We start from the raw sequence: 13,641 nt of genomic DNA, 5'->3' as shown, positions 1-13,641 counted from the left end.
GTTCTTGTCAGGCGTCGACCGTGATCTGGTTCTGTTCGCCAAGGCCTTCGATGCCCAGGCGGATCTTTTGCCCCGGTTTGAGGTAGACCGGCGTGGGCTTGATCCCCAGGCCGACACCGGGCGGGGTGCCGGTGGAAATCACGTCTCCTGGTTGCAGGCTCATGAACTGGCTGAGGTAGCTGATCAATTTGGGGATCTGGAAAATCATCGTGCGGGTGTTGCCGTTCTGGTAGCGATGGCCGTCGACTTCGAGCCAGATCGACAGTTGATGCGGGTCGGCGATTTCATCGCGGCTGACCAGCCACGGGCCCAACGGGCCGAAGGTGTCGCAGCCTTTGCCCTTGTCCCAGGTGCCGCCGCGTTCCAGCTGGAATTCGCGTTCGGAGACGTCGTTGATCACGCAGTAGCCGGCCACGTGCTGCATGGCCTGGCTTTCGTCGATGTAACGACCGCCCTGGCCGATCACCACGCCCAGTTCGACTTCCCAGTCGGTCTTGGTGGAGTGGCGGGGGATTTCGATGTTGTCGTTCGGGCCGACAATGGCGCTGGTCCATTTGTTGAAGATGATCGGTTCGTCAGGGATGGGGGCGCCGGTTTCAGCGGCGTGATCGGCGTAGTTCAGGCCGATGCAGATGAATTTTCCTACTTGGCCGACACAGGCACCCAAACGCGGATTGCCCGGTACCAAGGGCAGGCTCGCGGGGTCGAGCTCTTGCAGGCGAGCGAGGTTTTGCGGGAGCAGGGCGTCACCGGCGACATCGCTGATGTGAGCGGACAGGTCACGCAGACGTCCATCAGCGTCCAGCAGGGCCGGACGTTCCTGGCCTTTTTCACCATAGCGCAGCAGTTTCATGAGCAATCCTCTTATTGGAAGTGGGCGGTCAGTTGCTCCAGCCGCCGTCAATGATCTGGGTGGTGCCGGTGGTAAAGGCGCTGGCATCGGAGCCAAGGTACAGCGCCAACTGGGCAATTTCCTGGGGTGTACCCAAGCGTCCCATCGGCTGACGCGCGGTGAAGGCGGCGTATACCACATCCTGCTGGCGACCTTCACGGCTAGCTTGTTCGATGATGCGTTGCTGCAGCGAAGGCGACTCCACGGTGCCGGGACAAATGGCGTTGCAGCGAATGCGTTGGGTGACAAAATCCGCCGCGACCGACTTGGTCAGGCCGATGACCGCGGCCTTGCTGGCGCAATAAGCAAAGCGGTTGGGCACGCCCTTGAGGCTGGAGGCTACCGACGACATATTGATGATCGAACCGCCGCCCGCCGCGAGCATCCCCGGCAGAAATGCGCGGATCATGCGGTACATGGCGGTGACGTTCAGGTCCAGGGCAAACGTCCAGTCGCTTTCCGGGCATTCAAGAATATTGCCGGCGTGCACCACGCCTGCGCAGTTGAACAGCACATCGAGCGGGCCGATTTCGGCAGCAAGGCGTTGAATGGCGCTGGCGTCGGTGACATCCAGTAATACCGTTTGCGCGCCCGGCAAGTCGGCGAGCGCCTGTTGATTGATGTCGGCTGCAATCACTTCGGCGCCGGCCGCCAGATAGGCTTCGACGCTGGCGCGGCCAATCCCCTGGGCGGCGGCGGTGATCAGCACGCGTTTACCGGTGAGGTCCATGACAGATTCCCTTGATTGTTATTATTGGCTCAATGGTCAGGCCATTGAGGGCGTAAAACGCCTGCATCTGTGGCATAGCGAACCCCGGAGGGTTTGCTATGATCAGCACACTGGAAACGATCCAATGGTCAGGCCATTGATCCAATTTTTAGCATGGGTCTTCCCGGTCAACAAGCGGCTTTTTCGCGGGTTGATCACGTTGACCGTGCTGTGCATGAATCGAGCTGAGCCTAGATGCCATTTCAAGTGATTGATAACCAACGTCTTTATCGACAAATCGCCGACCAGTTGCGGGCGTTGATCGACAGTGGAGAATTTCCGCCGGGCAGCCGTCTGCCGGCTGAACGCGAACTGGCCAAGCTGTTGGGGGTGAGTCGCGCCTCCGTTCGTGAAGCGATGATTGCCTTGGAGGTGATCGGGTTGGTGGACGTGCGGGTGGGCAACGGCGTGCTGGTGTGTGAGCCGGTGCAGCCGAAAGTCAGCCAGGAACCGGTAATGGCCCAGGCCACCCGGGATCAATGGAAAGAGTTCGATCCGGAACTCAACCTGCACGTCGATTTCAATGCCGAGATTCCGCCGTTTTCCTTGCTCCAGGCCCGTCGCCTGATTGAGCCGGAAGCTGCCGCCCTGGCGGCCAAACACGCCACTGACGAGGAACTCGCGGGTATCCGTGAGGCCTTCGAGCGCAACGTGCAGGATAACCGCGAAGGCTCCCACACCCACCCAGGCGATCGCCTGTTTCACATCCGCATCGCCCAGGCCTCGGGCAATCCGGCCTATGCGCTGATGATTGCGCACCTGCTGGGGCATCGTTACGGCAGCATGTTCCAGCGGTTGCAGGCGCATTACACCTCGGACGACATGCCCCATCGCTCGGAAGACGAGCACCGCAAGATCCTTGATGCACTGGAACAACGGGACGTGGAAGGTGCGCGACAGGCCATGCGCAAGCATCTGGAGGAAGTGGTACGGATCTTTATGCGGACTGCGCAATGACTGTGTTCTACGACGCCCGCGGCAACATCTACGGTGTGGTAAGCCCGGCGCAGTTACGCAACAAGGGAATCGACGTGCCGGATCGCGCCGACTTGGCCGCTGGTACCCGGGGTGTTTGGGCATCGGCGGCGATTGCTGCCGAGTGCGGTTGGGGTACTTTGCCGCGCCCGGCAGAGGCCAAGGAGCATCGCTGTGACGGCTTGTTGGTGGGGCCGTTTCAGGCAGCGCCGCCCTTTGACCTGTTGATCGTCAACACGGATGGCTCCCTGGCCGAACGCAGTGGCAATGGCCTGACGATTTTTGCGCAGTCGTTGACCGACCTGGGATTGATGGCGCAAGGCTGCGACCTGCGGGTGCATCACGACAAGGCGGATGCACTGTCGCCAGTGGTTACGCGAGTTGAGCCTGCGGAGTATGAACAGGTGCAGGGCTTCTGGCTGGCGTTGGGGCGTCCCGAATTCGGGCCTGTGGCGGTAGGGGCTGTTGGCGTTGGCTTGGTCTCGCTTGAGGGAACCGAGGTGAGCCATGTTTTGCCACTGGCTACGCTTAATCCGGAGTGGCGTCACAGCCAGTTTGTACGGGTGGGCAACCCTCATTGTGTGACGTTGGTACAGGATGCGTCGGCGTTGCCGGACAACGCGCAGATGCATCGGCCAGCGTTGTTCGATCCGCTAAAGGCGATTGCTTTTGCACCCCCTGCCGGGGCCGGCCAACCGTGTATTTCCGGGGTCAACCTGCAATGGGTTGCGCGGGATTCAGGCAACCGCGTCATCGCGCGGGTGTTCGAGCGTGGTGAGGGGCCGACGGCGTCGTCCGGGACCAGCGCCAGTGCGGTGGCTTGCGCCGCCTGGTCTGTAGGATGGGTGACTGCGGGTGAGGTGGCGGTGGTGATGCCGGGCGGTACTGCACCGGTGCGGCTGCAGGCTGAGGCGGGTGAAGTGTTGAGCGTTAGCCTGTTCGGGACGGCGCGGGTGCAAGAACTCTGAAAGAGGAATGACTGGCTTAATTATCTTTGTCGGTCGGTTCCTTATAAATAAGTAATCTTGGTGAATAGTCGTGTAGGAGTATTCTTGTTGTTGAATGCTGGCTGTTTAACTGTATTTCCGTAATTCATAAAAGACTCTTCCAATATCAATGTACGAATCTTCTTTTTTATTTTGAGGCGGTCGATTTTTGCCTGAAGGCGCTAGTATTCCTGGGGCTCAGGCATTTTTAATCGGCTTCGAATTGAGTGGTTTTCTCTTCGTTTTCTGAAGGGGGTATTTCAATTCGACAATGAATGGCGGGTAACAACGGATGTTTAACACGCTTGTTTCGTCACGCTTCAAATTGATCGTCGCAGGAATAAAACAGGAACTTCAGGTACTGGCGTTTAAAGGCAGCGAGAGTATTGACCAGCCTTTTTTCATTGAAGTGCAGTGGGTCAGTGAAAACCCCGGCCTTGATCTGGAGGAGCTGCTTCACCAACCGGCCTATCTGGATTTTGGTGAGCCGGGTGAAGGCCTTCACGGGCAGATCTATGCCGTTGGCCGGGACGACCCGGGGCGGCGCCTGACCCGCTACCACCTGACCCTTGCTCCGCGTCTGGCGTACCTGGTCCACCGTAGCGACCAGCGGGTTTTCCAGCAGCGCAGCGTGCCGCAAATCATCGCGGCGGTGCTTGAGCATCACGGTATTTTCGCCGATGCCTATGCGTTTGAGTTAGGGCCGGTGGTGTACCCGCCACGTACGTTCTGTGTGCAATACGCGGAAACCGATCTGCATTTTATCCAGCGGCTGTGCGAGGAAGAGGGCATCCACTACCACTTTCGCCACAGTGCGGACGGCCATGTACTGGTGTTTGGTGATGATCAGACGGTGTTTCGTCGTTTGCCGGCGCAGCACTATTGTGCGGCCGGTGGCCCAGCGGCCGAAGCATTGGTGATCCAGCGTTTCGATGTGCGCCTGGCCACACGCAGCGCTCAAGTTGTTCTGCGTGACTATGACTTTGAACATCCGTCGTCGCGCCTGCACGAGCAGGCCGGATCTTCCCCGGCACTTGAGAACTATCAATACCCAGCGGGATTCACGGGGCACCTGCGAGGTTCGCAGTTGGCCCGTCGGGGCCTGGAACGTCATCAGCGGGACCGTCATCGGGCGTTGGGCCGCAGTGATCAGCCGGCTTTGCGCAGTGGGCATTTCCTGGAACTGCGCGGCCACCCGGACCTCTCCTGCAATGACTTGTGGCTGATCACCAGCGTGCGCCACGAAGGCTATCAGCCGCAGGTGCTGGAGGAGGCGGTGGTGGATACCGAGGCATTCCAAGGCTATCGCAATCGATTTACCGCAACGCCCTGGCGCGCCGCTTACCGCCCGCCGCTCAAGCACCCCAAACCGCGTATCAGCGGCAGCCAGACCGCAACCGTCACCGGCCCCGTGGGAGAGGACGTGCATTGCGACGCACACGGGCGGGTGAAAATTCGCTTTCATTGGGACCGGCTGGACAAGAACGACGACAAGAGCAGCTGCTGGGTGCGGGTGGCATCCGGTTGGGCGGGCGACAGCTTTGGCGCGGTGATGATCCCGCGCGTGGGCATGGAGGTATTGGTGACGTTCCTGGAGGGCGACCCGGACCGGCCAGTGATCAATGGTTGCCTGCCTAACACGTTGCAACCGGTCGCCTATCCGTTGCCGCAACACAAGACCCGTAGCGTTCTGCGCAGCCGCAGTTCGCCGGGCGGGTCGGGAGCTAACGAGCTGCACCTCGAGGACCGCAGCGGCCAGGAGCTCATCTACCTGCGCGCCCAGCGCGACCTGGAGCAGCAGGTCGGCCACGACAGTCGGCTGGAGGTGCTGGGCGAACGCCAGGAAACCATTCACGGCTTGAGTGCGGCCACTCTTGGGAGTGAGGAACATCGCAGCATTGCCGGGCACCGCAAGGTCCGGCTTGAGGCGGATGATCACCTGCACGTGCAGGGCAACAGCCAAACCCATGTAGGCCATACCCTGGTGATCGAAGCGGGGCAACAGGTCCATCTGAAGGCGGGTGCCAACCTGGTTATCGATGCCGGCGCGCAGTTGAGCTTCAAGGCCGGTGGTGAGCATTTGCTGATTCAGGCCGGCGGGATCTTCAGCAGTCGCCCGATCACGTTGGGCGGTGTGCCTGCCGGGACGCGCACAGCTAACCCTGTCGGGCCGGGTGACGTGACTGCCTCAGCCGCATTTGTAGCGGACGGGCCAAAGGTTTCGGTTACCCAAGGCGCAATCATGGAGCTGGCCAGACGACTGGATGCGGACTTCTGTCCAGTGTGCGAGCGCTGCCGCGAAGGCCTGTGCGAATCCACGGGGAGGGCGGCTTGATGGAGATCGCGCCTGGCCAGTGGATGGCTGAACAGCAGCAGGCAGGGCGCCGGCTTTGCCTGGTTCTACAGGGTGAAAGCGATGCGCGCGGGGTACTGCTGGCGACACGCACGGTCGCTGAGTATCGCAGCCTCTATGGTGAAACCGTCGCATCGGAAATGGCGGCGGACGGGCCGATGCTCCTGTTGCTCGACCATGTCAACGAGCCCGGATTGGTGGGCTTGTTGCAAAACCCTCAGCGTAATTGGGGATGGTTGGGCAGCCTGCCTGGTGATGATTTATCGGGTGTTACCCGGCATTGGCGCGACAGGTTAGTGGTGGGAGCGCCGGGGAGCCAGGCGCTGTACCGCTTCCACGATAACCGCACCTTGGCGCGGGCTTTGGTTCACCTGCCTGCTCAGGACTGGCCCGCTTTTCTCGGGCCGCTGATCAGCGTGTGTTACTGGCAGGGTGAGCGTTGGTGCCGTGGTGATAACCCGGCTCCTGGGATTTATCCGGTGCCTGGCCCTGCACCGTGGCTGGAGGTTCCGAATCCTCAGGCGGGAGCGATTTTGCAGGCCAATATCCTGCGTTATCTGCTGGCTGAGTACAGCGAGGCGCTCAGTCAACTGGCTGAATTTCAGGACCCGAGAATCTGGCTGGAACAGGTGCTGGAACAAGCGCGGGGTTGGCAATGGGAGAGGCCGGAACAGCTGGAGTTTTTGGTGGTGCGGTGGTTGGTAGAAGCCACTGGGGACGTGCTTATTCGATGGCAGCCGATGCGTGGGGAAGTGGCGGAGGATCATTTTCAGCGTGTGGTTGGGGAGTGGAGTCGGGTGGAGCGGGAGAAGCAGGATGCGTAGGGGAGTTATGTTGAGAGTGCGGCGAGGGTTGCTCGTTTGTGGCGTGTTGGCTGTTTCTGGCTGCGTGATGAAGCCGGCGGATAATTTTACCCTGGAGGTCGACTTGCCGGCGAATTTTCGCTTCAAGAGTGATGCGGCTTACCGGCCGGCAACGGGTGAGACCTGCACCCTACCCAAACGACAGGGCAAGTGGCGGGAGGACAAGGTGTTTGACACCCTCGGCAAGCCGGTGGCCCATCGGGTGAGCTTTGAGGTACCACTGACGGAGAGGGTGGATGGGTGCCCGTTGGTGTTGCGCAGTATTACGTTTGATATGTATGCGAAGTGGGGAGAGCGGTCGGCGGATGTCGGGGGGGATTTCGCAATTATTAATGTGCGGGATCGGTTAGAAGACGGGATGGCCGGAATGCCTGAGTCGGGTGTTCAGGAGTTACGGGGGCGGTGTCAGTGGTTTTTCAGGACGATCGGACCGCTGCATGCGATCAGGAAAATTCTCATGTGTAACTCGTTGGACGCTATTGGACAACCGAGTAAATCGCGAGCAGGAGGCTTTGCACAAAGGGACCAGTTAAATGGGAAAACACTGAGAATGGTACTAGCAGTGACTAACGAGGAACTACCTGCTGTAGACGACAATTGGGTGGCCGTACCGGGAGGCTGGAAACGTTGTATGGGGGAAAGTTTGGACGATGTGTTTGCGTATTGCCGTGGGAATACTACTGATTTCAAAGCTATCAAAATGCCGGATGGACGCGTATGCGACGTCTATCCCACGTGTAAAGAATAGGAAGCTTATTTATGAAACAGGATGCATGGAAGCAACCGTTTTTTAGTGACAAGGCGCCTGCTTGTTCGTTACGAGGACATTGGGCAAGTTTCTGCTTAGTAGATGAGTCGGGGGACGGAAAGGCCTACGGCGGTCTGCCTTACACATTTTATGATAGTGCGGGGCGTGAGTACTTCGGTCGCCTGGATGGTGAGGGCTTCGCCAGACAAGACGATTTTTATTGTGGCCCGCTAATCGTTAAGTTGGATGCGCGCTACTCCGGCTCGGAAAAGCCATATACCGAACTGATGACGCGTGTGGCTTACAAGCTACCCATCACCGAGCTCCAGGTTCGTGCGGAAAAAACCCGCTTTCTACGCCCCGACGGTCAACGTGTGGAACGAAGTGTTACGAAGAGTCAGACGGACCACTTCTATCAGGTTGAAGTGCGTGATTTGGTCCGACATGCAGCTCACCTGCCACCCGTGGCATCCCGCACTCATCGGCCCCCGCGGCATGCTCTAAAAATGATGGCTGACCTTGGATTCGGGCCACCCCAGCCGACGTTGGTCGGCGTCGTTTTATTTCCCAACCGGCACACAGTACTTGAGGTTCGCCCATTGCGAGCACTGCGCCCTATGCTGTCAACCGAGGATCAATTCTGTGCCTTGAACCTCTATCAGTTGGCACTGATGTCCACGTTGAGCTATTGCGATTTTGGACAAGAGCCTCCAACAAAACCCATCGATCAAGTCAGTTTTCCACTGGAGCCCAGCGTTGGTCATTTCTTTGCCGACAGGCTATCGGGCTATCAGGAACCCTGGAAAGTCGATGTTGAGCTGGTGCAACATTTTTACCCCGTTTATGAAGACGTACCGTATTCCCGACGTTTCGAAATTTTGCCCTTCGACGCTGAGTTGTATCAGCAAAATCGCATTGAGTTAGGGGAAGAGCAGGAACATCCGGAACGACTGCACTTTTTCGATGATAAAAAGCACGGCACTGACACCCAGGCCTATATCTGCCATCACGATGAAGTGATCCTTGTTGCGATAAGGGGCACGGCCAGTGGCGCCGATAAACTGCGGGATGCAAATGCCCATCAAGTGGCCTTTGTCGAGGGCGTAGGCAAGGCTCATGAAGGCTTTCACAAGGCTTATCAGGCCATGCGTGATTTTGTACTGCGCTACCTTGACCAATTTTATACAGGGCAGCGGATCGTCATTTGCGGCCATAGCCTCGGCGGTGCGATTGCCTTGTTACTGGCTGAGGGATTACGTCGAACCGAAGATGCCCACTACAACATCCTCCTATACACCTTCGGAGCCCCCCGAGCTGCCGACTCCGAGTTCACCGACGGTGCCTCCGCTCTGGTGCATCACCGCATCGTCAACCACAACGACCCTGTCCCGAGTGTTCCTGCGCCCTGGATGAACACCACCGCCAAAATCTGGATTCCTGGCGCCGTGGTGCTATTCAGCAACCCTGCGCCCGGGGGCCTGCTGTTTGCCTTGGGCCTGGTACGGCTGACCGGCAACCCTTACCAGCACCACGGCGCGCAGCAGCATTTCATGCCGATCCTGCTACCGGACGGTACACACTCTTCCGTCTTGTGGACCCCCGGCTGTGAATCCATTGAGGACGCGGCCTGCAAACGCGCATTGAGGCTCAATGGCGATATGCCGGATCGCGCCAACCTGATCAAACAGCTTGTTCAGAGTGCCCATCACTCCATGGTCGTCAGCTACATCCCCGCCGCCTGGGCCACGTTGCGCCGCTGGCAACAAACCCTCGACACCCATGGCACCCTCGTAACTGCCCGTGAATTTGAACTGATCGACAAAGCCTTGTTCACCATGCAGCACCAGCTACGGGAACAACGAAAAAAGCTGGATCTGCATCGTCCTGCCAACCAGCGTGGCTACGAACACCACGACCCCATGAGCCAGGAAGTAGACCGGCTGAAGGACAGTCGCGACCGCCTGGAAACCCTCCGCTGGCGCCGCCTCCAGGCTCGCGACGTCTACGGCAGCCAAGCTTCATCACCCATCCTTCAATCCAGCCTGAAACGCTGGTTCACCCATCCGCAAAACCGCGAACTCACCCAGATGGCGAGCATCCCGCCACAACCGGATGACGGCTGGGGAAAGCCGCAAACCCTCGATATCGACTCAATCGTATGAGCCTACAAAAACTCCACCTGCGCCGGCTGACGCTTCATCAGCACCTTGCCTGCGCGAATCGAATACAGCGGCAATCCCTGGCTGCGAATCACTTCATAGTCGCTGTCCGCAGACAGGATCAACAGGTTCGCCGGACGCCCTGGCTCCAGGCCATAACGATCCCCCAAGGCCATGGCCTTGGCGCTGTTATCGGTGACCAAGTCGAGGGCGCTTTGCAGGGTGCGGTAGCCGAGCATGTGGCAGATATGCAGCCCGGCTTCCAGCACCCGCAAAATATTGCCGTTACCCAGTGGATACCAAGGGTCGACGATGGAGTCCTGGCCGAAGCAGACGTTCATGCCGGCCTCCAGCAGTTCGTTGACCCGGGTCACGCCGCGGCGTTTGGGGAAGGTGTCGAAGCGGCCCTGCAGGTGGATGCTTTCGGTGGGGCAGGAGACAAAGCTGATGCCCGAATGCCCCAGCAGGCGGAAGAGTTTGGCGCAATAGGCATTGTCGTAAGAGCCCATGGCCGTGGTGTGGCTGGCCGTCACGCGGGCACCCATGTCGCGGCTGCGGGCTTCTTCGGCCAGCACTTCAAGAAAACGCGAATGCGGGTCGTCGGTTTCGTCGCAGTGCACGTCTACCAGGCAACCGGTGCGCTCGGCCAGGTCCATCAGGAACTTCACCGAACTCACCCCTTGGTCGCGGGTGTATTCAAAGTGCGGGATCCCGCCGATTACGTCGGCGCCCAGGCGAATGGCCTCTTCCATCAACTCGCGTCCATTACGGTAGGACTCGATGCCTTCCTGGGGGAAGGCGACGATTTGCAGGTCGATCAGGTGGCCGCTTTCCTCGCGCACTTCGAGCATGGCCTTGAGCGCGGTGAGGTCCGGGTCGGTGACGTCGACATGGGTGCGCACATGCTGGATGCCATGGGCAGCCAGGGTCTGGATGGTTTTTTTGGCGCGGGTCTTGGTGTCTTCCAGGGTGATGGTGGCCTTGCGTTCACCCCAGCACTCTATGCCTTCAAACAGTGTGCCGCTCATGTTCCAACGCGGTTCGCCGGCGGTCAGGGTGGCGTCGAGGTGGATGTGCGGCTCGACGAAGGGCGGTACCACCAGGTTGCCGGCGGCGTCCAGGTCGTCGGGGCCCGCTATGGGAGCCGCGCCTTGTTGGGTGATGCTGGCGATCCGGCCGTGTTCCAGGTGCAGATCATGCAGGCCTTCACGGTTGCGCAGGCGGGCGTTGATGATGTGCATGGGCAAGTTCCTCTTGGCAAAAAACAGTCAGGCAGACAGCCGCCAGATCATCAGCGCAATGCCGATGTCCAGGCGGTCATAAGAATTGTCCAGCGTCAGCCCGCACAGGGCTTCGATGCGCTGGACGCGGTGCGTCAGGGTGTTACGGTGAACCGCCAGCCGCTGGGCGGCGGCCACAAGGTTACCATTCTCGTGGAACCAGGCCTCCAGGGTCGGCATCAGGCTTGGGCCGTGGTGCAGGTCGTGCCGCAGCAGCGGCCCCAGGCGTTCGTTGAGAAACTGGTCGAGCAGGGCGCGATCCCGCACGCCGCTGAGCAATTTGAGTACCCCCAACTCGTCGTAGACACACAGCCCGGCGCGCTCACTGAACCGTCGTGCAGCGGCCAACGCCTGGCGCGCCTCATCCAGGGCCTGGGCCAGTCGCGCGGGTGGGTGCGCGGCAGCACTCAGGCCGATAAACAGTTTCAACGGCGCCAGGCGCAGGTTCAGTGCTTTCAACCAACCTGCCAACAATTGGCGGTTGGCCAATGCCGCACCCGCGTCCATCGCCGGCAACAGCAACGTCCATTGTCCGGCACGCCCTAGCACAGGCAGACGCGACGGATGCTGCGCCGAAAACTGGCGCAAACGTCGGGTAATGGCATCGTGCTGACGGGCAAGCTGTGCCTCCACCACCGGCGCTTCACCTTGGGCAAACAGTGCATCGCTGCCGTCCAGTTGCAGCTGGACGAGCTGCCAGTGCCCGGCCAACGGCATGCCCAGCTGGGCGGCGCGGTGCAACAGCAAATCCAGGGATTGGTAATCACCGGCCAGCAGGCGTTCCAATACATCATGTCGCGAGCGCCCCAGCTGTTGCGACTGGATCAATGCCGAACCGATGGCCTGGGTCACCAGCACCATCTTCAACGAGTACGGCTGTTCGATCAGCGGCATGCCCGCATCGTGCGCCGCTTCCAGCAAGCGCTGGGGAATTGCCTGGATATAGTCCGGCCCCGTGAGGATTACCAGACCGGCGACCTGGCGCTGACAGGCTTCGTCCAGCAACACCAGCAGGTTGGCCTCATCCCGTGGGTGATTGATGCCGGTGACGAACACCAGTTCGCCGCCCAACACCCATTCGGCAATGCCGCTGTTTTCCGCGACATAGGGCCAGCGCACCGTGTTCTCCAGGCCGGCTTCCCCGGCCCGCAGGCACATCGACTCAAGGCCGGGCAAGGCCAGCACATCGGCTATCGTCAGGCTCATGCCTGGACGTCAGCCAACGGTGCCCGCACGCGCAGGACGCTGGTCAGCACGATGTAGGTCAGCGACGCAGCCACAATCCCCACCAACGGCGCCACCCAAGGTGAGTGAAACGCCAGCACCGTGCCCACGGCGTAAGCGATCAGCCCTGGCCAGTTGAAAGCCGGCAGCCGCGTATCGGCCAAGCGCGGATAGTGGCCGCGATAGCGATAGAAGAAGTCCGCCATGATCACCCCGCCAATCGGTGGGATCACCGTGCCCAGCAGGATCAGGTAGGGCACCAGCATGTCGTACATACCCAGCAGCGCCAGCAGGGTGCCGATCACCGCACCGGCCAGGGTCACCGTTTTGCGGCGCTTGGTGCGCAGCAGGTTGCAGCCGGCAACGGCGAAGTTGTAGATGGTGTTGTCCTGGGTGCTCCATATATTCAGGAGCAACATTGCCATGGCCGCCATGGCAAAGCCCTGCAGCAGTAACACTTCGACCACGTCGGGCTGCTGGTAGACGATGGCGCCGTAGGCACCGATCAGTACCATCAAGCCGTTGCCGATAAAGAAGCCGATCAGGCTGGCCAGCACCGCGACCTTGGCCGAGCGCGAGAACCGCGTCCAGTTGGTGGCCTGGGTTGCGCCGCTGACGAAGGTGCCGAACACCAGCGTGATGGCGGTGGACATATCCAGCTCACCGGTGGGTACCACGGCCAGCAGGCCGTCCAGCCCGCCGACCTTTACCGTGGCAACCCACATCGACAGAAACAGCAAAATGCCCATAGCCGGCACCGCGATGTAGGACAGAATCTCCAGCCCGCGATAGCCCACGTAGGCCGTCGCGCAGAACACCATTCCAAATAGCACCATCAACCCCAGAACGCTGCCCTGGCTCAACTCGAAATATTTGCCCAGCACCACGGCTGCGGTGGCGGTGCCCCAGGCGTACCAGCCGATCTGGGTGAAACCGAGGATCAAGTCGCTCAGCTTGCTGCCCACTTCACCGAAGCAAAAACGCCCCATCAGCACCGAGTTCAAACCGCTCTTGAACGCGATGTAACCCAGGCCTGCGGCGTAGATACCCAACAGCAGGTTACCCAGGGCCACGACGCCGAGCATTTGGGTAAAACTGAAGGCCACCCCCAGCTTGCCGCCGGCGAACATGGTCGCGGTAAAAAAGGTAAAACCCAGCAGCACCATGGCGGTGGAGGCCAGGCCTTTGCGGGCATGCATGGGCACCTCGCTGAGAGGGTAGTCATTGCCCGGTTCGTTCTGCGTCATGTGCCGTTCTCCCTGAATGAGTGACGCAGGCCTATTGCACCCGTCGTGCCAAGTGCAGGGCAGTGACGAGCGCACGGTCAGGACTGTGCAGGTTGCACAGTATTTATAGCCAAACAGGGAGGACGCGCAGGAGGGATTGGTCTTT

The 13,641-nt window shown here is 60.1% G+C and carries 11 protein-coding genes; 6 read left to right on the top strand and 5 right to left on the bottom strand.

Features of this window, described 5'->3' with window-relative positions:
- Positions 1 to 7: 7 nt before the first annotated feature.
- A complete protein-coding gene (locus HBJ59_RS09650) occupies positions 8 to 853 on the bottom strand; it encodes an ureidoglycolate lyase (protein WP_167663386.1) in 846 nt (281 codons plus the stop codon).
- Positions 854 to 881: 28 nt separating this feature from the next.
- Positions 882 to 1,622 carry an SDR family oxidoreductase gene (locus HBJ59_RS09645; RefSeq protein ID WP_167663385.1) on the bottom strand — a complete coding sequence of 247 codons (741 nt, stop codon included), beginning with the start codon at positions 1,620 to 1,622 and terminating at the stop codon, positions 882 to 884.
- A 234-nt stretch (positions 1,623 to 1,856) separates the two neighbouring features.
- Between HBJ59_RS09645 and HBJ59_RS09640 the strand changes: the two genes are divergently transcribed.
- From HBJ59_RS09640 to HBJ59_RS09620, 6 genes are all read left to right on the top strand, one after another.
- A complete protein-coding gene (locus HBJ59_RS09640) occupies positions 1,857 to 2,618 on the top strand; it encodes a FadR/GntR family transcriptional regulator (RefSeq protein WP_076016736.1) in 762 nt (253 codons plus the stop codon).
- Positions 2,615 to 3,604, top strand: coding sequence for a diaminopimelate epimerase (locus tag HBJ59_RS09635; RefSeq protein WP_167663384.1), 990 nt, complete (start codon positions 2,615 to 2,617; stop codon positions 3,602 to 3,604). The genes HBJ59_RS09640 and HBJ59_RS09635 overlap by 4 nt, the downstream gene beginning before the upstream one ends.
- Positions 3,605 to 3,914: 310 nt before the next feature.
- Entirely contained in the window at positions 3,915 to 5,957 is a 2,043-nt protein-coding gene (gene tssI / locus HBJ59_RS09630) for a type VI secretion system tip protein TssI/VgrG (protein ID WP_167663383.1), read from the top strand.
- Positions 5,957 to 6,799 carry a DUF4123 domain-containing protein gene (locus HBJ59_RS09625; protein ID WP_167663382.1) on the top strand — a complete coding sequence of 281 codons (843 nt, stop codon included), beginning with the start codon at positions 5,957 to 5,959 and terminating at the stop codon, positions 6,797 to 6,799. The genes tssI and HBJ59_RS09625 overlap by 1 nt, the downstream gene beginning before the upstream one ends.
- Positions 6,792 to 7,586 carry a hypothetical protein gene (locus HBJ59_RS31455; RefSeq protein ID WP_256670793.1) on the top strand — a complete coding sequence of 265 codons (795 nt, stop codon included), beginning with the start codon at positions 6,792 to 6,794 and terminating at the stop codon, positions 7,584 to 7,586. Before HBJ59_RS09625 ends, HBJ59_RS31455 begins: the two co-directional genes overlap by 8 nt.
- A gap of 11 nt (positions 7,587 to 7,597) precedes the next feature.
- Complete coding sequence (locus HBJ59_RS09620; protein WP_167663381.1) at positions 7,598 to 9,748, top strand: lipase family protein; 2,151 nt, start codon at positions 7,598 to 7,600, stop codon at positions 9,746 to 9,748.
- A gap of 2 nt (positions 9,749 to 9,750) precedes the next feature.
- Here HBJ59_RS09620 and codA read toward each other — a convergent pair whose 3' ends face one another.
- The 3 genes from codA to codB are packed head-to-tail and all read right to left on the bottom strand — an operon-like array spanning position 9,751 to position 13,496.
- Positions 9,751 to 10,986 (bottom strand): cytosine deaminase, encoded by a 1,236-nt coding sequence (gene codA / locus HBJ59_RS09615; RefSeq protein ID WP_167663380.1) that lies wholly within the window; start codon positions 10,984 to 10,986, stop codon positions 9,751 to 9,753.
- 27 nt (positions 10,987 to 11,013) lie between these two features.
- Positions 11,014 to 12,231 (bottom strand): PucR family transcriptional regulator ligand-binding domain-containing protein, encoded by a 1,218-nt coding sequence (locus HBJ59_RS09610; protein ID WP_167663379.1) that lies wholly within the window; start codon positions 12,229 to 12,231, stop codon positions 11,014 to 11,016.
- A complete protein-coding gene (codB, locus tag HBJ59_RS09605) occupies positions 12,228 to 13,496 on the bottom strand; it encodes a cytosine permease (RefSeq protein ID WP_076016744.1) in 1,269 nt (422 codons plus the stop codon). Before codB ends, HBJ59_RS09610 begins: the two co-directional genes overlap by 4 nt.
- Positions 13,497 to 13,641: the final 145 nt, after the last annotated feature.

The organism is Pseudomonas sp. AN3A02, from assembly GCF_011765255.1.
GTDB lineage: Bacteria > Pseudomonadota > Gammaproteobacteria > Pseudomonadales > Pseudomonadaceae > Aquipseudomonas.
Note: the sequence above shows the minus strand (reverse complement) of the source record. Positions and strands in the feature narration are given on the sequence as shown.

Coding starts and splice junctions, on each gene's coding strand:
- HBJ59_RS09610 (WP_167663379.1), bottom strand. CDS start 12,231: ATGAGCCTGACGATAGCCGATGTGCTGGCCTTGCCCGGCCTTGAGTCG.
- HBJ59_RS09635 (WP_167663384.1), top strand. CDS start 2,615: ATGACTGTGTTCTACGACGCCCGCGGCAACATCTACGGTGTGGTAAGC.
- HBJ59_RS09645 (WP_167663385.1), bottom strand. CDS start 1,622: ATGGACCTCACCGGTAAACGCGTGCTGATCACCGCCGCCGCCCAGGGG.
- HBJ59_RS09650 (WP_167663386.1), bottom strand. CDS start 853: ATGAAACTGCTGCGCTATGGTGAAAAAGGCCAGGAACGTCCGGCCCTG.
- HBJ59_RS09620 (WP_167663381.1), top strand. CDS start 7,598: ATGAAACAGGATGCATGGAAGCAACCGTTTTTTAGTGACAAGGCGCCT.
- codB (WP_076016744.1), bottom strand. CDS start 13,496: ATGACGCAGAACGAACCGGGCAATGACTACCCTCTCAGCGAGGTGCCC.
- HBJ59_RS31455 (WP_256670793.1), top strand. CDS start 6,792: ATGCGTAGGGGAGTTATGTTGAGAGTGCGGCGAGGGTTGCTCGTTTGT.
- codA (WP_167663380.1), bottom strand. CDS start 10,986: ATGCACATCATCAACGCCCGCCTGCGCAACCGTGAAGGCCTGCATGAT.
- tssI (WP_167663383.1), top strand. CDS start 3,915: ATGTTTAACACGCTTGTTTCGTCACGCTTCAAATTGATCGTCGCAGGA.
- HBJ59_RS09625 (WP_167663382.1), top strand. CDS start 5,957: ATGGAGATCGCGCCTGGCCAGTGGATGGCTGAACAGCAGCAGGCAGGG.
- HBJ59_RS09640 (WP_076016736.1), top strand. CDS start 1,857: ATGCCATTTCAAGTGATTGATAACCAACGTCTTTATCGACAAATCGCC.